Source organism: Kitasatospora sp. NPDC098652, from assembly GCF_044760155.1.
In the GTDB taxonomy this organism is placed as follows: domain Bacteria; phylum Actinomycetota; class Actinomycetes; order Streptomycetales; family Streptomycetaceae; genus Kitasatospora.
Map to the genome: position 1 here is coordinate 1 of NZ_JBIWAQ010000006.1, position 20,298 is coordinate 20,298.

A 20,298-nucleotide genomic window follows, 5' to 3' on the forward strand; every position below is an offset into this window, starting at 1 on the left:
GGCGCCGTTGGCGGTCTGAAAATCACCCGTCACGCCCCTCTCCGCACCCACCCCCTCCACCGCCCCCTCCCGCAGCGCGTCCCTCTCGCCTGGGGTGGGGGAGGGGGTGGGGGGTGGTGGGGGTGGGGGTGGGTGGGTTGGTGGGGGTGGGTGGGGGAATGCCTACGGCCCCCGGCGGGGTGCCGGGGGCCGCGGGGGTGGGGGTCAGGCCTTGCGGAGTTGGAAGGCGAGGCCGAGGGAGTCGTCGGTGAAGGTGTCGGAGGTCCAGTCGGCTGCGCCGGCGGCGAAGTCGGTGGCGAGGACCTCGTCGGCGACGAGGGGGCCGTGTTCGGCGATGGCTTCGGCGGTTTCTTCGGAGGTGGCGCGCCAGCGGAGGATGATGCGGTCGGCGACGTCCAGGCCGGAGTTCTTGCGGGCCTCCTGGATCTGGCGGATGGCGTCGCGGGCGATGCCGAGGCGCTTGAGTTCGGGGGTGATGGCCAGGTCGAGGGCGACGGTGGCGCCGGACTCGTTGGCTACGGCCCAGCCCTCGCGGGGGGTCTCGGTGATGATGACCTCGTCGGGGGAGAGGGTGATCGGCTCACCGTTCAGGTCGACGCTGGTCTCGCCGGTGGCGCGCAGTTCGGCGGCGAGGCGGGCGGCGTCGGTGGCGGCGACCGCCTTGGCGACGTCCTGCACACCCTTGCCGAAACGCTTGCCCAGGGCGCGGAAGTTGGCCTTGGCGGTGGTGTCGACGAGTGAGACGCCGCCCGCCCCGGACGGGGACAACCCAGTGAGGGATTCGAGGGTGGCGACGTTGAGCTCCTCGGCGATCTGCGCGCGCAGGTCGGCGGGCAGCTCCTCCCAGCCCTGGGCGGCGACCAGCGCGCGGGAGAGCGGCTGACGGGTCTTCACGCCGGACTCGGCGCGGGTGGCCCGGCCGAGTTCGACCAGGCGGCGGACCAGGGCCATGTGGCGGGAGAGGTCGGCGTCGATCAGGGTCTCGTCGGCCTCGGGCCAGGTGGCCAGGTGGACGGAGGAGGGGGCCTGGGGGTCGGTGGGGACGACGAGGTCCTGCCAGACCCGTTCGGTGATGAAGGGGGTGAGCGGGGCCATCAGGCGGGTGACCGTCTCCAGCGCCTCGTGCAGGGTGGCGAGCGCGGCGGCGTCGCCCTGCCAGAAGCGGCGGCGGCCGCGGCGGACGTACCAGTTGGAGAGGTCGTCGACGAAGCCGGAGAGCAGCTTGCCGGCCCGCTGGGTGTCGTAGGCCTCGAAGGCCGCGTCGACCTCGCGGACCAGGGTGTTCAGCTCGGAGAGCACCCAGCGGTCCAGCTGCGGGCGGTCGGCCGGGGCCGGGTCGGCCGCGGAGGGCGCCCAGTTGGAGGTGCGGGCGTACAGGGCCTGGAAGGCGACGGTGTTCCAGTAGGTGAGAAGGGTCTTGCGGACCACCTCCTGGATGGTGCCGTGGCCGACCCGGCGGGCCGACCAGGGCGAGCCGCCGGCCGCCATGAACCAGCGGACGGCGTCGGCGCCGTGCTGGTCCATCAGCGGGATCGGCTGCAGGATGTTGCCCAGGTGCTTGGACATCTTGCGGCCGTCCTCGGCCAGGATGTGGCCCAGGCAGACGACGTTCTCGTAGCTGTTCTTGTCGAACACCAGGGTGCCGACCGCCATCAGCGTGTAGAACCAGCCGCGGGTCTGGTCGATCGCCTCGGAGATGAACTGCGCCGGGTAGCGCTTCTCGAACAGTTCCTTGTTCTGGTACGGGTAGCCGTACTGGGCGAAGGGCATCGAGCCCGAGTCGTACCAGGCGTCGATGACCTCGGGCACGCGGGTCGCGGTGCCGCCGCAGTCGCGGCAGGCGAAGGTGACCGCGTCGATGTACGGGCGGTGCGGGTCGAGGCCGCTCTGGTCGGTGCCGGTGAGCTCGGACAGTTCGGCCAGCGAGCCGACGCAGGTGAGGTGGCCCTCCTCGCAGCGCCAGATCGGCAGCGGGGTGCCCCAGTAGCGGTTGCGGCTGAGCGCCCAGTCGATGTTGTTGTTCAGCCAGTCGCCGAAGCGGCCGTGCTTGACCGTCTCCGGGAACCAGTTGGTGGCCTCGTTCTCGCGGATCAGCGCGTCCTTGACGGCGGTGGTCCGGATGTACCAGGACGGCTGCGCGTAGTAGAGCAGCGCGGTGTGGCAGCGCCAGCAGTGCGGGTAGCTGTGCTCGTACGGCAGGTGGCGGAAGAGCAGGCCGCGCTCCTTGAGGTCCGCGACCAGGGCCTCGTCGGCCTTCTTGAAGAACTGGCCGCCGACCAGCGGGACCTCGGGGGCGAAGGTGCCGTCGGCCAGCACCGGGTTGACCACCGGCAGGCCGTACTTGCGGCAGGTCGCGAGGTCGTCCGCGCCGAAGGCGGGGGACTGGTGGACGATGCCGGTGCCGTCCTCGGTGGTGACGTAGTCGGCGTTGAGGACGTAGTGGGCGTCCTCGATCTCGACCAGGTCGAAGGGGCGGCGGTAGGCCCAGCGCTCCATCTCGGCACCGGTGAAGGACTCGCCGGTGGTCTCCCAGCCCTCGCCGAGGGCCTTGGCGAGCAGCGGCTCGGCGACGACCAGGTTCTCCGTGCCGTCGGTGGCCACCACGTAGGTGACCTCCGGGTGGACGGCGGCGGCGGTGTTGGAGACCAGGGTCCACGGGGTGGTGGTCCAGACCAGCAGGGCGGCCCGGCCGGCGAGGGGGCCGCTGGTCAGCGGGAAGCGGACGAACACCGAGGGGTCGACGACGGTCTCGTAGCCCTGGGCCAGTTCGTGGTCGGACAGGCCGGTGCCGCAGCGGGGGCACCAGGGGGCGACGCGGTGGTCCTGGACGAGCAGGCCCTTGTCGAAGATCTGCTTGAGCGACCACCAGACGGACTGGACGTAGGAGGGGTCCATCGTCCGGTAGGCCTCGTCGAGGTCGACCCAGTACCCCATGCGGGTGGTCAGCTCGGCGAAGGCGTCGGTGTGGCGGGTCACCGAGTCGCGGCACTTGGCGTTGAACTCGGCGATGCCGTAGGCCTCGATGTCCTGCTTGCCGGAGAAGCCGAGCTCCTTCTCGACGGCCAGCTCGACCGGGAGGCCGTGGCAGTCCCAGCCGGCCTTGCGGGCGACGTGGTAGCCCTTCATGGTCCGGTACCGGGGGAAGACGTCCTTGAAGACGCGGGCCTCGATGTGGTGGGCCCCGGGCATGCCGTTGGCGGTCGGCGGACCCTCGTAGAACACCCACTCGGGGCGCCCCTCGGACTGCTCCAGGCTGCGCTGGAAGACCTTGTTGTCCTGCCAGAACGAGAGGATCTGGTGTTCGAGGGCGGGGAGATCGACCTGTGCGGGGACGGGGTTGTAGGAGCTCATCGCGGGTGTCTACCTCCGGCGGATGCTGGGACTGAATCCTCCGGAGGGACGAGACGGCCTTCGCCGACCCGCGGTACCACCCTCCTTGGCCGCGGTGGTGCGGTGCGGCCCTCTTGTTTGGGGTTGCTGCCGGGTCTAGTGGGCCGCTGGGTGGCGGCCGTTCTTCCGGCGGCTCCGGGGTGATCTTCCCGCCGTGCACACCCCCGGGCTCGCACCGTCCCCGGGTCGCTGGTGGCTGCGTACGTCGGTACTCGTCCCATCTGCGCCTTGCAGGGCCAGTGTATCGGCCGGGCGAGACGGTTTGTCCAAAGGGATTCGGGGGAGTGGGTGCCGGGGGCCCCATCCGGGCTGGTCGGCGGGGGCGGTTAGGCGGGGGTGAGGTGGGCACAAGTCTGTCAGCGCGCGGGGCGTGGCGGCTGGGGCGGCTGCCTGGGTGGGATCATCCTGAGGCGCCGGTATGTCATGTTGTGACCGGTTTTGATCGGGATTATCGTTCCGGCACTGGAAGCCGCCGGGAACCGGCGGCTCGATTCGTTCGTAGATGGGGTCGAAGCCATGGCTGAGAAAGCAACCGGCGCGGGTACCGCCACCAAGCGGGCACGCAAGGCCGTGGCGGCCGATCCAGGGGAGGGGACCGTGACCACTACCGCACCTCAGAACACCAGCACCGACACCGTCACCGTGCCGCGCGGCGCGGAGGCGGTCGACCCGGCCACGCTGCCCGTCCGGCCCGGAGAGGACCCCTGGACCTCGGAGGAGGTCCACGAACTGCACGACGAGCTGATCAACGACCTGGAGCGGCTGCGCGGCGAGATCGACGCCGCCGACGCCGCCATCGCCGGCCTGATGCGCGACTCCAACGACGGAGCGGGCGACGACCAGGTGGACGCCGGTACGAAGAACATCTCGCGGGAGAGCGAGCTGGCGCTCGCCAACAACGCGCGGGACAGCCTCGCCCAGACCGAGCGCGCGCTGGAGCGGCTGGAGGGCGTCGGCTTCGGCACCTGCGAGTCCTGCGGGCAGGCCATCGGCAAGGCCCGGATGCAGGCCTTCCCCCGGGCCACGCTCTGCGTGCAGTGCAAGGCCAAGCAGGAACGCCGCTGAGGAAGTCCGCCGACCGGACCGGCGGGCCGGGCGACCGGGGCGACGCGGGGGGTCGGGCTTGCCGTACGCTCGACCCCGTAACCTCGCCTGACCCGTCGGTACGGACGCGTTCAGGCCCTCGTCGGCTCACATCGGCAGCGGAGCGGATCATCAGTACGCAAGGTTCCCCCCAGACCCGGGACGAGGCCGTCCCGAACCCCGCCGATGGCGTGGAGGTGGCCGTGGCCGAGTCCAGCGGGCCCGCGGGCGGCGAGTCGGCTCCCGGCGGTGACACCGCCGTCGCCGGTGGTGCCACGGCGGTGGAGAAGCCCAAGGGCCCGCGCCGGATCGGGGTGCTGCTGGTCGTCGCCGTCCTCGCGTTCCTGATCGACCTGGCCAGCAAGCTGCTGGTCGTCGCCAAGCTGGAGAACCACGCGGCGATCAAGGTGGTCGGTGACGTCGTCACCCTCCAGGTGATCCGCAACTCCGGCGCCGCCTTCGGCATGGGCCAGGCGCTGACCGTGGTCTTCACCATGATCGCCTCCGCCGTCATCGTGGTGATCTGGCGGATCGCCCGCCGGCTGTACAGCCTCCCGTGGGCGATCGCGCTCGGGCTGCTGCTCGGCGGCGCCCTCGGCAACCTCACCGACCGGCTGTTCCGCGCGCCGGGCGTCTTCCGCGGCCACGTCGTGGACTTCATCTCGGTCCAGCACTTCGCGGTCTTCAACCTCGCCGACTCGGCGATCGTCTGCGGCGGCATCCTCGTGGTGCTGCTCTCCTTCCGCGGCAGCAACCCGGACGGGACCGTCCACCAGCAGGCGGAGAAGAGCGGCAAGTAGCCCTCCGGCCGCTGCCCGGAGCAGCGAGCGGGAAGGGGCGCGGCGGGTTTCCGGCATACTCGTACGGGTGAGTACCGCAGCGCAGATCCGCAGCCTCCCCGTTCCCGACGGCCTGGAGGGCGAGCGTCTCGACGCCGCCCTCGCCCGGATGTTCGGCTTCTCCCGGACCAAGGCCGCGGAGCTGGCCGCCGACGGCAAGGTGACGCTCGACGGCGCCGTGGCCGGCAAGTCGGACCGGGTGACCGCCGGTTCCTGGCTGGAGGTCGAGATCCCCGCCCCCGCCGCCCCGGTGCAGATCGTCGCCGAGCCGGTCGAGGGCATGCGGATCGTCCACGACGACGACGACATCGTGCTGATCGACAAGCCGGTCGGCGTCGCCGCGCACCCGAGCCCCGGCTGGACCGGCCCCACCGTCATCGGCGGACTCGCCGCGGCCGGCTACCGGATCTCCACCTCCGGCGCCGCCGAGCGCCAGGGCATCGTGCACCGGCTGGACGTCGGCACCTCGGGCCTGATGGTCGTCGCCAAGTCCGAGCGGGCCTACACCGACCTCAAGCGGCAGTTCCACGACCGGATCACCGACAAGCGCTACCACACGCTGGTCCAGGGCCACCCGGACCCGCTGAGCGGCACCGTCGACGCGCCGATCGGGCGCCACCCCAGCTCGGACTGGAAGTGGGCGGTGACCCGCGACGGCAAGCCGTCCGTCACCCACTACGACCTGATCGAGGCGTACCGGGCGGCCTCCCTGATGGCGATCAAGCTGGAGACCGGCCGCACCCACCAGATCCGCGTCCACATGTCGGCGCTGCGCCACCCGTGCGTCGGCGACCTGACGTACGGCGCCGACCCGACGCTGGCCAAGCGGCTGGGGCTGACCCGGCAGTGGCTGCACGCCGTCTCGCTCGGCTTCGAGCACCCCTCGGACGGGCAGTGGGTCGACTTCAGCAGCGAGTACCCGGCCGACCTGCAGAAGGCGCTGGACATCATCGCGGCGGAGAGCTGAGATGACCGACTCGGTGCGGGTCCGGGTCGCCGAGGGCGAGGCGGACCTGGAGCTGGTCCGGGCGATCCGGCGCGAGGTGTTCGTGGTCGAGCAGAACGTGCCGGAGGAGCTGGAGTACGACGCGTACGACGCGACCTCGGTGCACGTGCTGGCCGTGGGCGCGGACGGGGCCGGGCTCGGGACCGGGCGGCTGATCTTCGGTGCCGAGGCGCTGGAGCTGACCGGGGGTGTCGAGGGCCGGGTGCTGCTCGGGCGGCTCGCGGTGGTGGCGGCGGCGCGGGGGACGGGGCTCGGGGCGGACCTCGTCCGGGCGATCGAGGCGGCCGGGCGTGAGCGCGGGGCCGTCGAGGTCGAGCTGCACGCGCAGGTGCAGGCGCTCGGGTTCTACGAGCGGCTGGGGTACGCGGCGGAGGGGCCGGTGTACCAGGACGCCGGGATTCCGCACCGGACGATGACGAAGGCGATCTAACGGCGGTTGGTGCGAATCCCCGTGTCCCGAGAGGGGCGCGGGGATTTCGTGTTTGGAGGGCGTGCGGGGTCAGTCGGGGGTGGTGCGGAGGCGGGGGAGGGCGTGGGGGTGCTCGTCGCGCAGGTGGGCGATGAGCTGTTCGCGGATGTCGAAGCGGAGTTGGGCGGCGTCGTCGGGGGTGCGGGCGGTCATGGTGGCGCGGACGAGGATGGTGCTGGGGGTGGTGTCGGTGACGACGAGGGCCCACTCCTCGCCGTCCCAGCGGGGGTGCTGCTCCAGCAGGGTGTGCAGGGTGGCGCGGAGCTCGTCGACCCGGGTGGTGTGGTCGAGGTGGAGCAGGACGGCGGCGAGCAGGCCGGGGTCGCGGCGGGTCCAGTTCTCGAAGGGCTTGTTGACGAAGTAGGAGACCGGGACGACCAGTCGGCGGTAGTCCCAGAGCCGGACCACCAGGTAGGAGAGGGTGATCTCCTCGACGGTGCCCTGCTGGCCGTCCACCACCACGGTGTCGCCGATCCGGACGGTGTCGCCGAAGGCGATCTGCAGGCCGGCGAAGAAGTTGCCCAGGGTGCTCTGGGCGGCGATGCCGGCCACGATGCCGATCAGGCCGGCCGAGGCGAGCAGGCTGGCGCCGACGGTGCGCATCGCGGAGAAGGTCAGCAGCATCACGGCGAGGGTGACCACGACGATCACCGCGCTGACCACCCGGCGCAGCATGCCGATCTGGGTGCGCACCCGCTGCACCCGGGCCGGGTCGTCGGAGACCGTCTCGTACCGGCGGAGCAGCGCCTCCAGGGCGGCGGCCGCCACCCGGACGGTGAGCCAGCCGAGGGAGGCGATCAGGAGCAGCAGGAGCAGGTGGCGGGAGCCCTCGTCCGCGGTTCGGTGGAAGATCCGTCTCAGCGGGTTGGCGGCGAGCAACAGGGCTGAGACGACGGCGAGTTGGAGCGGGATCCGGCAGCGGCGGAGCAGTGCCCAGACCGGGGCCTCCGGGTGGCCGGCGCTGATCCGCTGGAGGGCCTGGTCGACGGTCCAGCCGACCGCGAGGGTGGCGGCGACGGTGGCGAGCAGGGTGATCAGCGGCCAGAGCACGGGGACCTTCTCGATGGGGGAGAGGCGGGTGAGCCGTACGATACCGGCGTTTAGCGGGTGGAACCGGACGAAAAGGGGTGGTGGCTTTATCGGGCGCCTACCCCGGCGGCGGATACGATCAGCCCCCATGGAGCTCGGTGGGGCATGGCGTCGATGGCGCGGACGGGGAACGTCGGTGCGGCGCAGGCTGCTCGCCGGGGTGGTGGCCCTGGTGGCGGTCGCCGGGGTGGGCACGGTGGCGGTGGCGTCCGACGGCGAGCAGTCGGTCCGTGAAGAGGATCGTTTCCTCAGCATGCCGGAGACGCCCGGCAGCACCCAGCAGGTCCAGTTGGACACCTCCTTCTTCACCACCGGCAGCGCCCCGCGACCCGCCGTCCTGCTCGCGCACGGCTTCGGCGGCTCCAAGGAGGGCGAACGGGACCGCGCCCAGCAGCTGGCCCGGCAGGGCTACGCGGTGCTGACCTGGTCCGCGCGCGGTTTCGGGCACTCCGGCGGGAAGATCGGGCTGAACGCGCCCGACCGGGAGGTCGAGGACGTCAAGCACCTGGTGGACTGGCTCGCCCAGCGGCCCGAGGTGAAGCTGGACGGGCCCGGCGACCCCAGGGTCGGGATCACCGGGGCCTCGTACGGCGGGGCGATCTCGCTGCTGGCCTCGGCCTACGACCACCGGATCGACGCGGTGGCCACCCAGATCACCTGGTGGAACCTGGCCGACGCGCTGTTCCCCCAGGGAGTGCAGGGCTCGGGCGCGGCGGACGGCGTGTTCAAGAAGCTGTGGGCCGGGATCTTCTTCACCACCGGCTCGGCCGGGGACCTCGGGCCCTCGGGCGGTGCGCCGCGCAGTGGGGCCAGCACCGGGAGTGGGAGTGGGAGCGGGGACGGGGCTGGGCCTGCCGCCCCGGGGGCTGCCCCGGCCGACGGGCAGGTGGGCTGCGGGCGGTTCCTGGACTCGCTCTGCCAGATGTACGACCGGGTGGCGACCGCCGGGCACGCCGATCCGGAGGCCGTCGCGCTGCTGGACAGGTCCAGCCCGTCCTCGGTGGCGGCGCAGCTCAAGGCCCCCACCCTGGTGGTGCAGGGGCAGCAGGACTCGCTGTTCCCGCTCGACCAGGGCGACCGGATCGCCCGGGCCGTCGCCGCCAACGGCGCGCCCGTCTCGGTGGACTGGTTCGCGGGCGGGCACGACGGTGGGACGGACACCAGCGCCCGGGTGGACGACCGGGTCACCGCCTGGTTCGACCACTACCTCAAGGGGCGCGGCAACGACACCGGGCCGCAGTTCCGGGTGACCCGGACCGGCGGGGTCGACTCGACCGGCTTCCAGGCCGTGCTGCGCGGCGCCGACGCCGACCGGTACCCGGGGCTCGGCGGGACGGGCACCCGCTCCGTCGAGCTGACCGGCGGGGAGAAGCCCGTCGCCAACCCGCCCGGCGGGGCGCCGCCGGGAATCTCGACGCTGCCGGGGATCGGCGCGCTGAGCCAGGCGGCCTCGCTCGGGGCCGGGCTCTCACTGGACTTCCCCGGGCAGAACGCCGCCTTCGAATCCGCGCCGCTGGAGAAGTCGCTGCACCTGACCGGGCAGCCGACCGTACCGGTGCGGGTGAAGGCCGACCGGCCGGACGCGGTGCTGTTCGCCAAGCTGTACGACGTCGGGCCGGACGGCAAGGCGGTGCTGCCGCAGCAGTTGGCGGCCCCGCTGCGGGTGACCGGCGCGGACGCGGACGGCGGGAGGACGGTGACCGTCCAACTGCCCACGGTGGACCACGACTTCCCGGCCGGGCACCGGCTGCGGCTGGTGCTGGCGGCCACCGACCTGGCGTACGCCTCGCCGGTCGAACCGGCGACCTACCGGGTGGCGGTGGCCGGGGCGCTCGCCGCGCCGACCGTCGAGGAGTTGGTCACCGAGGCGGCGCCGTTGCCCGCGCGGACCTGGCTGCTGCCGGTGGTCGCCGTGGTGGTGGCCGCCGGGCTGGTGCTGGTGCCGTTGCTGCGGCGGCGCCTGGCGGCCGGTCGGCCGTCGGGGTCGTCGGGGCCGTCTGGGTCGTCTGGGCCGTCGGGGCCGGAGTTCGATCCGGAGCTGGCCGGGGTGCCGCTGCGCATCAGCGGCCTGAGCAAGCGCTACAAGGGCTCCCAGGACCGTTACGCGGTGCGGGAGTTGGGCTTCCGGGTGGAGCAGGGCCAGGTGCTCGGCCTGCTCGGTCCGAACGGGGCGGGCAAGACCACCACGCTGCGCATGCTGATGGGACTGATCCGGCCCGACGCCGGGGAAGTCCGGGTTTTCGGGCACCTGATCCGCCCCGGGGCGCCGGTGCTCTCGCGGGTCGGCGCCTTCGTGGAGGGCGCGGGCTTCCTGCCGCACCTCACCGGGCGGGCCAACCTGCGGCTGTACTGGCAGGCCACCGGGCGCCCGGAGGCCGACGCCCGCTTCGACGAGGCGCTGGCGATCGCCGGGCTCGGCGAGGCGCTGGACCGCGCGGTGCGGACGTACTCCCAGGGCATGCGCCAGCGGCTCGCCATCGCGCAGGCGATGCTCGGGATGCCGGACCTGCTGATCCTGGACGAGCCGACCAACGGGCTGGACCCGCCGCAGATCCGGGAGATGCGCGAGGTGATGATCCGGTACGCGGCCGCCGGCCGGACCGTCATCGTGTCCAGCCACCTGCTGGCCGAGGTCGAGCAGAGCTGCACCGACCTGGTGGTGATGGACCGCGGGCGGCTGGTCACGGCCGGGCCGGTCGGCGAGATCATCGGCGCGGGTGAGCTGCTGATGATCGGCGTGGCCGCGGGCTGCGACCCGGAGTCGGTGGTCGAGAAGGTGGGAGCCCTGGCCGGGGTCGGCTCGGCGGAGGCCGTCGCGGGCGGGCTGCTGGTCCGGCTGGACGGGCTCGCGGCGAGCGAGCTGCTGGCGGAGCTGGTGCGGCTGGGGGTGCCGGTGGAGAGCGCCGGACCGCAGCGGCGCCTGGAGGACGCGTTCCTGTCGTTGATCGGAGGTGCGGCGTGAGCGCCGGTACTACGGATCGGGTCCCGGCCGGGCCCGGGCCCGTCCCGACGGACCATGCGCAGGGGTACCGGGCGAGCCGGACCCTGCCGCTGCGGGTCGAGGCGATGCGGCAGCTGCGCCGGCGCCGCACGATGGTGATCGGCGGGGTGCTGGCCGCGATGCCGTTCGTCATCCTGGCGGCGTTCCAGATCGGCGGCACCCCAGGGCGCCCCGACCGGACCACCTTCATCGACCTGGCCACCGCCTCGGGCGCCAACTTCGCCGTCACCATGCTGTTCGTCGGCACCGGCTTCATGCTGGTGATCCCCGTCGCGCTGTTCTGCGGGGACACCGTGGCCTCCGAGGCCAGCTGGTCCTCGCTGCGCTACCTGCTGGCCGCGCCGGTGCCGCGGGCGCGGCTGCTGGTGCGCAAGTTCGCGGTCGGGCTGGCGTTCTCGGCGGTCGCGATCGTCATGCTGCCCGCGATCGGACTGGTCGTGGGCACGGTGGCGTACGGGTGGGGGGACCTCAAGCTGCCCGCCGGGGCCAGCCTGCCGGCCGGGGAGGCACTGCCCCGGATCGCGATCGCGGTGGCGTTCGTGTTCCTGAGCGAGCTGGTGATCGCGGCGCTGGCGTTCTGGCTGTCGACGGCGACGGACGCGCCGCTGGGGGCGGTCGGCGGGGCGGTGTTCCTGTCGATCATCACCGGGGTGCTGGACGCCGTCACGGCCCTGGGCGACCTGCGGGAGTGGCTGCCGGCGCACTGGCAGTACGCCTGGGCGGACGCCCTGCAGCCGCAGTTGGAGTGGGGCGGCATGGTGCAGGGGGTGTCGTTGTCGCTGTCGTACGCGGTGATGCTGTTGGCGCTGGCGTTCCGGGGGTTCGCCCGCAAGGACGTGGTGTCGTAGCGGGGGTTCGGCCGGTGGGGCGTTCGGTTCAGCCGGGTGTCGGGGTTCGGGGCGTCAGGGGCAGGGGAGCGCGGGGGCCGGGGTGCCGGACAGGGCGTCGAAGAGGAGGCGCCACAGCGGCTCCCCGCCGGGGGTGCGGGTGCCGGTCACGTCCCCTTCGGCGCCCTCCGTACGGGTGTTCAGCAGTCCGCGGATCACGGTCAGCAGCAACTCGGCCACCAGGGAAGCACTGTGGGCGGGGAAGCCGCTGTCCCGCTGGGCCCGGCGGACCAGGTCGGTCAGCGAGACGTGCATCTCGGCGAGGACGTCGTCGGGGGAGTTCGCCAGGTCGGGGCAGTCCGCGGCGAGCCGGAGCGCGGCGCGCAGCCGGAGGTCGGAGCGCAGCCGGTCGGCGAGGGCGACCATGATGCCTTCGAGGGCCCCGGCGGGGTCGGCGCCCGGGGTGTCGTACTCGGTCCGCAGGCTCGCCCAGGTGCTCCGGGACTCCTGGATCAGGGCCCGGGCCAGCGAGGCCTTCGAGGGGAAGTGGCCGTAGAGCGCGCCCTTGGTCATGCCGATGCGGTCGGCCACGGTGTTCAGCGTGGTGCTCTCGTAGCCCTGGGCGGCGAAGATCTCGGCCGCCGCCGTCAGGACCTTCTCCCTTGTGCGGCGCGCCCGTTCCTGCTGTGCCATGCCACTGCCCTCCCTCGTCGCGACAGCCCATACATACCATCGGGATGGAATGTTGTTGCAAAGCTTCCTCCATGGGAGGGGGTGCTCCGGGAGTGCCTCCCGGACCGTCAGGCCGGGTCGGTCACCCCGCGCCCGGTGGCGAGGACCAGCAGGCCGCCGAGGACGGCCAGGCCCAGCAGGACGGCGCCGAAGACCGTGGCGCCGGTGGTCAGGCCCACCGCGTCGCTGAGGAAGCCGGCCGAGACGGGCAGCAGGCCGGCCGGGAGGTAACCGCCCACGTTGAGCGCGGCGTTGGCCTCGGCGAGGCGCTGCGGCGCAACCCCGCTGTTCAGCAGTGACAGGCCGCCGAGCTGGCCCGCGCCCTGGCCGGCGCCGGCCAGCAGGGCGGCGAGGAGCAGCGCCGCCGGGCTCCCGGTGTGCACGGCGGTGACCAGGGCGGCCATGCCCAGTGCGGTCGCCGCCGCACCGGCCGTCAGGATGCCGCGACGGCGCAGCCGCTGGACGGCGAACTGCACCCCGGTCGCGGCGAGGAACATCACGAAGGCCATCGCCCCGGCGACGATCCGGTTGGTGCTGCCGAGCAGGTCGGACAGCAGCGAGGGGCCCAGTGAGAGCACGAACGAGGTCGCGGTGATGCCCGGCGCGAACACCGCGATGCCGAGGGCGAGTCGGCGGCCGTTGCCGCGAGGGACCCCGGGCACCCGGATCCAGGGGCCGTGGCCGCGGGACTCCGGGCGGGGCACCGGCATCCGCAGCACGACCAGCACCGCGGCGGCCAGCAGCACGGCCTCGACCGCGAAGACGGTGCCGGTCGGCGCGGGGGCCAGCTCGGAGAGCAGGCCGGCGAGCAGCGGGCCGAGTCCGGCGCCGAAGACCATCGCGCAGGAGGCGAGCAGGGCGGCCGTCCGCCTGCGCTCCGGCCCGGCGACGTCGGTCACCGCGGCCATTCCGGCCGAGACGACGGCGCCGACCGCGATGCCGGTGAACAGCCGCGCCACGATCAGTGCGGCGACGCTGGTGGCGGTGCCGAAGACCAGGCAGGCGGCGAGGGCGAGGGCCAGGGCGGGCAGCAGGACGGGCTTGCGGCCGATCCGGTCGGAGAGCACGCCGGAGACCAGCAGCGAGCCGATCAGGCCGGCGATGTAGCACGCGAACACCACGGTGAGGGTGCCCTTGGAGAAGCCGATGTCGTGCTGCCACAGCGCGTACAGCGGGGTGGCGGCGTTGGACAGGACGAAGACGGCGGTGACCGGCCAGGCGGCGAGCCAGATCCACCATCGGGGGGCGGTTGGGGTCGGGGTGGTGGCGGGTGGGGTCGGGGCGGTGGCCTCCGGGGTCGGGGTGGTGGCGGCCGGGGTGGTCCTGGTTGCGGGCATGACGGGTCCCTCCCGAGGCGGGCTGCGGGGCTCCGCAGCTGTACGAGTTGAGTCGAACTTAGCATCCAGTACGATTGGAGTCGTACTGAAATCCGGGATCGCCTCGCGGGCCGTCGGGCCGGTGGAGTCGAGGAGTTGAGGAGTTGAGGACCGTGCCGATGCCGACGAGCGCCGCTGCCGCACCCGCCGTCAAGGTGCTCCCCGAGCCGTCCGGCCTGCCCGAACCGCTGCCCGAGCCGGGCCGCGACGAGCTGCGGTTGGAGACCGTCCTGGGCGCGCTCAGCGACCCGTTGCGGCTGACGATCGTGCGCAAGCTCCTGCTGGAGTCCGAGGACTACGACCACTCCTGCGGCTGGTTCGGCCTCGACCGGCCCAAGTCCTCGCTCACCCACCACTTCAAGGCGCTGCGCGAGGCGGGGGTCACGCGCCAGCGGCAGTACGGGCTGGAGCGGCGCAGCCATGTGCGGGTCGAGGACCTCGACGCCCGCTTCCCGGGGCTGCTCGCGCTGGTGGCGGCCTGGAGCCCGCAGGGCTGACGGGCCTCGTGGTGAGGGGTTCGCCGCCGGGTGCGGGATCATGGGTGGGTATCCCTGAACTCGTTCGTCGAAGGACCCGAACCGTGGCCCAGATCGTCCTCTTCCACTCCGCCCACGGCCTGAGCCCGGCCGTACGGGCCGCCGCCGACCGGCTGCGCGCCGCCGGGCACACCGTGCACACGCCGGACCTGTTCGAAGGGCGCACCTTCGACGACAACGAGGCCTCCCAGGCGTACCAGGAGGAGATCGGCGGCGGCGACGAACTGCTCCGGCGCGCGGTCGCGGCCTCCGCCCCGCTCTCCGAGGGCGGGCTGGTGTACGCCGGGTTCTCGCTCGGCGGCGCGATCGCGCAGAACCTGGCGCTGGCCGACGAGAAGGCGCGCGGGCTGCTGCTCCTGCACGGCACCTCGGACCTGCGCGAGGACGCGGTGACCTCCGTCCCCGTCCAGCTGCACATGGCGGAGCCGGACCCGTTCGAGCCGGAGGACTGGCTGAACGCCTGGTACCTGCGGATGCTGCGGGCGGGCGCGGAGGTCGAGGTGCACCGCTACCAGGGTGCCGGGCACCAGTTCACCGACCCGGACCTGGACGACTACGACGCGGAGGCCGCCGAGCGGGCCTGGGCGGCGGCGCTGGACTTCCTGGCGGACCTGGAGGCGTAGCGCCGGTTGGCGACGGCCGGTCGCGGACGGACGGTCGCGGACGGCCGGGGGCGCCCGGGCTCCGGTGGCGGTGCGGCCACGATCCGTCCGGTGGATATCATCCGGTAATGGCTGAACTTCGCTCCCGCACGGTGGTTTTCGACATAGACGGCACGCTCTGCTTCGACGGGCGGACGATCGACCGGCGCATCCTGGACGCGATCGGGGAGTGCGAGCGGGCCGGGTTCCGGCTGGTGTTCGCCTCCGCGCGACCGGTGCGGGACCTGCTGCCGGTGCTCGGCGGGGCGTTCCCCGGTGCGGTGCTGATCGGCGGGAACGGCAGCCTGGTGTCCGTCGACGGGCGGGTGGAGGCCCGGGCCGCGTTCCGGGCCGCCGGGTTCGGGGCGCTGATGGAGGCGGTCGGGCGGCACGGGGCGACGTACCTCGCGGACGGGCCCTGGGACTACGCGTACACCGGGCCGGCGGACCACCCGATCCGCGGCCGGGTGGACCAGGGCGGGCTGGCCCGGCGGGTCGAGCTGGCCGAACTGCCCGAGGTGGTCAAGTTCCTGGTCGTCGGCGGCGCCGACCCGGCCGGGCTGGCCGAGGTCGGCCGGGGGCTCGGACTGACCGTCAACCACCACCTGGACGAGGCGATCATCGACTTCGCGCCGGGGGCGACGAACAAGTGGGAGGCGCTGCGGTCGCTGGGGATCGCGGAGTACGTCGCCTTCGGCAACGACATCAACGACCTCGACCTGCTGCGGAACGCGGAGCGGTCCGTACGGGTCGGTGCGCACGCCGGGCTGGACGGGGTCGCGCAGGTGACGGTCCCCGCCGAGCCGGCGGCGGTGGCGGCGGAGATCGGCCGGGTGGCGGTCGGCTGACCGTTCGCCGCGGGTGCGGTTACGGGCGGGTGCGGTCAGGGGCGGGCCGGGCCGCGGCGGGGGAGGGTCTGGCTGTAGACGACGCTGGTGGTGGTGGAGCCGAAGCCGGCCAGCGCGTCGATCAGGGTCTCCAGGTGTTCCATGGAGGTCGCGGCCACCTTGAGGGTGTAGCAGTCGTCGCCGGTGGTGCGCAGGCACTCCAGGATCTCGCGGCGCTCCGAGAGCAGGTGGTGCAGCGGCTGGTGGCGGTTGCCCGGGTACTTGAGGCGGACCACGGCGAGCACCGGGTAGCCGACCTTGGAGAGGTCGACGCTGGCGTGGTAGCCGGTGATCACACCCAGCGACTCCAGGTTCCGCACCCGCTCGGTGGTGGCGGACGGGCTGAGGTTGACCCGGCGGCCCAGCTCGCTGAGCGAGATCCGGGCCTCCTGCTGGAGCTGGTCGATGATCGCCCAGTCGGTGTCGTCGAGGTTCACGGCCATTCCGCGATTTTACCGGGGGATTCGCGGCCGGAGGCCGGTTCTACCGTGATCATCGGGTTCCCCGCCGGATGCGGCCGGGAATAGCCTCATGGCATGCAACTAGGCGTCAACGTACCGAACTTCGGGCCGGGGACCGACCCCGGCATGCTGCGCGACTGGGCGCGGGTGGTGGAGGGCCTCGGGTTCGACCTGCTGATGGTGTCGGACCACGTCGCCGTGACGGCGGACGTGGCCGAACGCTACCCGGAGCCCTTCTACGACCCCTTCGCCACGCTGTCCTGGCTGGCGGGGGTGAGCGACGGGCGGATGCGGCTGGGCACCACCGTCCTGGTGATGCCGTACCGGCACCCGCTGCTGGTGGCCCGGATGGCCACCAGCCTGCACCGGCTCAGCGGCGGGCGCTTCGTGCTCGGCGTCGGAGTCGGCTGGGCGCGGCAGGAGTTCGAGGCGCTCGGGGTGCCGTTCGGGGCGCGGGGGCGGCTCACGGACGAGTACCTGTGGGCGGTGCGGGACGCGTGGGCGAAGCAGGGGGAGGGCGCCGCCGCCCCGGTCTGGGTCGGCGGCCACAGCGAGGCGGCGATCCGTCGGGTGACCGAGCTCGGCGACGCCTGGCACCCGCTGCGGCTGCCGCTGGCCCGGATGCGGTCGGTGGTGACCCGCCACCAACTGCCGGGCTTCGCCCCGCGGATCGCGCTGCGGCTGACCGACGGGCCGCTCGACGACCCGGACCGGCCCGCCGGGGTCGGCAGCCTGGCCCAGGTCGTCGACGACCTGCGGGAACTGCGCCGACTCGGCGCGGAGGCCGTGGTGTTGGACCCGTACCATGCGGACCCGGAGGAGACCCGCCACCCCGAGACGGCGTGGCGCGCCCTGACGGCCGTGGCCGAGGCATGGAGGAGGACGGCGTGATCACGACTGCCGACGAGGCGCTGCTGCGGCGCGCGATCGGAATCGCGGCCCGGGCCGTGGAGTCGGGCGACGCACCGTACGGCTCGCTGCTCGCCGGGCCGGACGGGACGGTGCTCGCCGAGGCGCACAACACCGTCCGGCGGGACGACGACATCACGGCGCACCCGGAGTTGAAGCTCGCCCGGTGGGCGGCCCGGGAGCTGGACGAGGAGGCGGCCGCCCGTACCACCATGTACACCAGCTGCCAGCCCTGCGGGATGTGCACGGGGGCGCTGGTCCGGTCGGGGATCCGGCGGGTCGTGTACGCGCTCGCGACCGAGCAGTTGGTGGAGCTCAATCCGGCGTCCGGGGCCTGGCCGGTGGTGGCGCAGGAGGGGCCGGCGCTGTTCGAGGAGGCGCGGGTGCCGATCGAGCTGTACTACCGGGGGGACTGAGGGCGGGCCGCCGGCCGGTCGAGCCGGCGGCCCCTCGGGGAGTGAGGGGCCGCCGGGGGTGGGGGTGCGATCGGCCGGCAGTGGTCAGTTGTCGTCGGACGGGGCGCCGGTCCGGGAGCCGGACGGGGGGCCGGACGGCGGGGTCGTGCCCGTCCCGGTGCTGCTCGGGTCGGGCTTCGGCGGGGCCGGGTCGGGGATGTCGGCCATCGGGAGGGACTGCTTGGGCGTGCCGCGCAGGGCGTCGTTCATGGCGTCCCGCCAGATCGGGCCCGGGCCGTCGGCGCCGAACACCTCGGTGTGGAAGTCGCCGTTGATGGTGATGTTGCGCATCTCGACGCCGCCGGCCGGGCCGCCCAGCCAGACCGCGGTGGCCAGCTGCGGGGTGTAACCGTTGAACCAGGCGGCCTTCTTGTGGTCCGAGGTGCCGGTCTTGCCCGCGATCTGCCGGCCGTCCTTCAGGTTGAGCGCGGCACCGGTGCCCTTGTTCTCGGTCACCCCGTTCAGGACGGTGTTCATCGCCCGGGCCGTCGAGTCGGAGAACACCTTCTCGCAGTGGCCGGGCGGGGCGGGGACGTCCTTGCCCTCCACCGTGGTGATCCTGGTGATGGCGACCGGGTCGCAGTGGGTGCCCTCGGCGGCGAAGGTCGCGTAGACGTTCGCCATGGTCAGCGGGCTCATCTCCTCGACGCCCAGCGCCATCGCCGGGACCTCCTCCAGCGGCTTGCCGCTGGCCTTGGTGGTGATGCCGAACTTGTTGGCCATCTGCTTGACCGCGCAGAGGCCGATGTCCTGCTCCATCTGCACGAAGTAGGTGTTGACCGAGAGGGCCATCGCCATCTTGAGCTGGTACGGGCCCTTCTCGTTCACGGACTCGTTGGGCACCACCGTCCTGGGGTGGCCGTCGTTGCGCCACGTCCCCTCGCAGGTCTTCATCGTCGGGTACTCGAGCTTGTTCGGCGCCGAGTACTCCTGGGTCGGTGGCAGGCCCGCCTCCAGGGCCGCGGCCGCGACGATCGGCTTGAACGTGGAGCCGGGCTGGAAGCCGCTGCCGCCGCCCATCGCCTGGTCGACGTTGAGGTTGACGACGGTCTGGTTCTTGGTCGTGTCCAGGCCGTACGGGCGGGTCTGGGCCATGGCGACGATCTTGCCCGTCCCGGGCTCGACCATGGTGGCGGCGGCGGAGACGGTGTCGGTGACCTTCACGTTGTCGCTCACCGCGTTCTGGGCGGCGGCCTGCTTGTCCGGGTCCATCGTGGTGTAGATGTTCAGGCCGCCCTTGTCCCAGAACTTCTTCCGGTCCTCGGCGGTCTTGCCGAAGGCCGGGTCCTGCTTGACCACGTGGCGCACGTAGTCGCAGAAGAAGCCCATGCCGGCCTTGGCGGTGATGCAGCCGTTCTGCGGGTCCTTGTACTTGAGGCCCAGCGGGGCGGCCTTCGCCTCCTTCGCCTGGTCGGCGGTGATGTGCTTGTTCTCCAGCATCTTGTCGATGACGGTGTCCCGGCGCTTCTGCGCGGCCACCGGGTGGAGCTTCGGGTCGTACTGGGAGGGGTTCTGCACCAGGCCGGCGAGGGTGGCGGCCTCGGCGACGGTCAGGTCCTTGTTGCTCTTGCTGAAGTAGCGCTGGGAGGCGGCCTCCACGCCGTAGGCGCCGTTCCCGTAGAAGGTGATGTTGAGGTAGTTGGTGAGGATCTGCTCCTTCGGCAGTTCCTCGTCCAGCTTGATCGCGATCTTGAGTTCCTGGATCTTGCGGCCCAGGGTCTTGCGCTGCGCCTCCTTGACCGCGTCCTTGTTCTCGCCGGCGTTCTCCACGTTGACGTTCTTGACGTACTGCTGGGTGAGGGTGGAGGCGCCCTCGGCGGCGGTGCCCTTCTCCGCGTTCTTGCCGAGCGCGCGCAGGACGCCCTTGAGGTCGACGGCGCCGTGCTCGTAGAAGCGGGCGTCCTCGATGTCCACCTGGGCGTGCCGCATGTACGGCGACATCTGGTCGGCGGCGAGGACGGTGCGGTCGCGCTCGTAGACCTTGGCGATCAGGCCGCCCTTGGCGTCGAAGATCTGGGTCGCCTGGGTGAGCGGCGGGGTCTTGAAGTCGTCGGGAATGTCGTCGAAGCCTTCCGCGGTGCTCTTGGCGGTCAGCCCGACGCCTCCGGCGACCGGCAGCACCAGGCCCGCCAGCAGCACGCCGGACACGACGCTCACACCCACGAAGGTCGCACCGAGACGGGCCAGCCGGAGCGGCGACCTGCCGGCCGGCCGGGTATCGGCGGTATCGGCACGGTCGGAGGAATTTCGTATCGGCGGGAGTTTCGATTCCATTCCGGAATGCTAACCGTCGGTCCTCGCTGGGCGAACGACTTTTCGGCCGGGACTGTCACGGCCTTGCAACAGATGGGCGCCGGGCCTTCGAGAAGGAGAATCGCATACGAACTCAATGAATTCGGGGGAATTATTCGCTACGTACTCGAATTGACGCACCCGGCGGTGCGGCCCTCCCCTCCCCGTGACCCCTCCCACCACTCTGATGCGGTGGGAGCGGCGAAACGTTGCGCCGCAGGACGATCCGGGGGAGGAAACGGCGCTCCGCGCAGGCGCCGGGGTGGCCCTCTCCAGGGGCGGGCGGGCTAGAGTGGACGGGTGAA

General features: G+C 72.5%; 17 protein-coding genes. 11 read left to right on the forward strand and 6 right to left on the reverse strand.

Annotated features, from left to right (window positions below):
- Positions 1–204: 204 nt before the first annotated feature.
- Entirely contained in the window at positions 205–3,351 is a 3,147-nt protein-coding gene (gene ileS, locus ACIQWA_RS15420; RefSeq protein ID WP_402482466.1) for an isoleucine--tRNA ligase, read from the reverse strand.
- 636 nt (positions 3,352–3,987) lie between these two features.
- Between ileS and ACIQWA_RS15425 the strand changes: the two genes are divergently transcribed.
- The 4 genes from ACIQWA_RS15425 (at position 3,988) to ACIQWA_RS15440 (ending at position 6,748) form a co-directional block, all read left to right on the forward strand.
- A complete protein-coding gene (locus ACIQWA_RS15425) occupies positions 3,988–4,455 on the forward strand; it encodes a TraR/DksA family transcriptional regulator (protein WP_360244465.1) in 468 nt (155 codons plus the stop codon).
- 146 nt (positions 4,456–4,601) lie between these two features.
- Entirely contained in the window at positions 4,602–5,273 is a 672-nt protein-coding gene (gene lspA / locus ACIQWA_RS15430) for a signal peptidase II (protein ID WP_402483294.1), read from the forward strand.
- 67 nt (positions 5,274–5,340) lie between these two features.
- Positions 5,341–6,279, forward strand: coding sequence for an RluA family pseudouridine synthase (locus ACIQWA_RS15435; RefSeq protein WP_402482470.1), 939 nt, complete (start codon positions 5,341–5,343; stop codon positions 6,277–6,279).
- A gap of 1 nt (position 6,280) precedes the next feature.
- Positions 6,281–6,748, forward strand: a complete 468-nt coding sequence (locus ACIQWA_RS15440) for a GNAT family N-acetyltransferase (protein ID WP_402482473.1) — start codon at positions 6,281–6,283, stop codon at positions 6,746–6,748.
- A gap of 69 nt (positions 6,749–6,817) precedes the next feature.
- On the opposite strand, the gene ACIQWA_RS15445 is transcribed toward ACIQWA_RS15440, so the two are convergent.
- On the reverse strand, positions 6,818–7,837 hold the full coding sequence (locus ACIQWA_RS15445) for a mechanosensitive ion channel family protein (RefSeq protein ID WP_402482475.1): 1,020 nt from the start codon (positions 7,835–7,837) through the stop codon (positions 6,818–6,820).
- A gap of 127 nt (positions 7,838–7,964) precedes the next feature.
- On the opposite strand from ACIQWA_RS15445, the gene ACIQWA_RS15450 reads away from it, so the two are divergent.
- Positions 7,965–10,838 carry an alpha/beta fold hydrolase gene (locus tag ACIQWA_RS15450; RefSeq protein ID WP_402482478.1) on the forward strand — a complete coding sequence of 958 codons (2,874 nt, stop codon included), beginning with the start codon at positions 7,965–7,967 and terminating at the stop codon, positions 10,836–10,838.
- Positions 10,835–11,725 carry an ABC transporter permease gene (locus ACIQWA_RS15455; protein WP_402482480.1) on the forward strand — a complete coding sequence of 297 codons (891 nt, stop codon included), beginning with the start codon at positions 10,835–10,837 and terminating at the stop codon, positions 11,723–11,725. Before ACIQWA_RS15450 ends, ACIQWA_RS15455 begins: the two co-directional genes overlap by 4 nt.
- A 54-nt stretch (positions 11,726–11,779) precedes the next feature.
- On the opposite strand, the gene ACIQWA_RS15460 is transcribed toward ACIQWA_RS15455, so the two are convergent.
- Both ACIQWA_RS15460 and ACIQWA_RS15465 read right to left on the reverse strand, forming a co-directional pair.
- A complete protein-coding gene (locus ACIQWA_RS15460) occupies positions 11,780–12,397 on the reverse strand; it encodes a TetR family transcriptional regulator (RefSeq protein ID WP_402482483.1) in 618 nt (205 codons plus the stop codon).
- Positions 12,398–12,504: 107 nt separating this feature from the next.
- Entirely contained in the window at positions 12,505–13,773 is a 1,269-nt protein-coding gene (locus ACIQWA_RS15465; RefSeq protein ID WP_402482486.1) for an MFS transporter, read from the reverse strand.
- Between the two features lie 158 nt (positions 13,774–13,931).
- Here ACIQWA_RS15465 and ACIQWA_RS15470 point away from each other — a divergent pair, with 158 nt between their 5' ends.
- The 3 genes from ACIQWA_RS15470 (at position 13,932) to ACIQWA_RS15480 (ending at position 15,837) form a co-directional block, all read left to right on the forward strand.
- The gene (locus ACIQWA_RS15470; protein ID WP_402483297.1) at positions 13,932–14,309 is read left to right on the forward strand and encodes an ArsR/SmtB family transcription factor; all 378 of its coding nucleotides are present in this window, start codon (positions 13,932–13,934) and stop codon (positions 14,307–14,309) included.
- A gap of 83 nt (positions 14,310–14,392) precedes the next feature.
- Positions 14,393–14,971: a dienelactone hydrolase family protein gene (locus tag ACIQWA_RS15475; protein ID WP_360244441.1), complete on the forward strand. Its 579-nt coding sequence runs from the start codon at positions 14,393–14,395 to the stop codon at positions 14,969–14,971.
- 107 nt (positions 14,972–15,078) lie between these two features.
- Positions 15,079–15,837, forward strand: coding sequence for an HAD family hydrolase (locus ACIQWA_RS15480; RefSeq protein WP_360244438.1), 759 nt, complete (start codon positions 15,079–15,081; stop codon positions 15,835–15,837).
- A gap of 35 nt (positions 15,838–15,872) precedes the next feature.
- On the opposite strand, the gene ACIQWA_RS15485 is transcribed toward ACIQWA_RS15480, so the two are convergent.
- On the reverse strand, positions 15,873–16,319 hold the full coding sequence (locus tag ACIQWA_RS15485; protein ID WP_402482490.1) for an Lrp/AsnC family transcriptional regulator: 447 nt from the start codon (positions 16,317–16,319) through the stop codon (positions 15,873–15,875).
- 93 nt (positions 16,320–16,412) lie between these two features.
- On the opposite strand from ACIQWA_RS15485, the gene ACIQWA_RS15490 reads away from it, so the two are divergent.
- A complete protein-coding gene (locus ACIQWA_RS15490) occupies positions 16,413–17,228 on the forward strand; it encodes an LLM class flavin-dependent oxidoreductase (protein ID WP_402482493.1) in 816 nt (271 codons plus the stop codon).
- The gene (locus ACIQWA_RS15495) at positions 17,225–17,662 is read left to right on the forward strand and encodes a nucleoside deaminase (protein ID WP_402482495.1); all 438 of its coding nucleotides are present in this window, start codon (positions 17,225–17,227) and stop codon (positions 17,660–17,662) included. The genes ACIQWA_RS15490 and ACIQWA_RS15495 overlap by 4 nt, the downstream gene beginning before the upstream one ends.
- An 84-nt stretch (positions 17,663–17,746) precedes the next feature.
- Here the strand turns inward: ACIQWA_RS15495 and ACIQWA_RS15500 are convergent, their stop codons facing one another.
- The gene (locus tag ACIQWA_RS15500; protein WP_402482498.1) at positions 17,747–19,858 is read right to left on the reverse strand and encodes a transglycosylase domain-containing protein; all 2,112 of its coding nucleotides are present in this window, start codon (positions 19,856–19,858) and stop codon (positions 17,747–17,749) included.
- Positions 19,859–20,298: the final 440 nt, after the last annotated feature.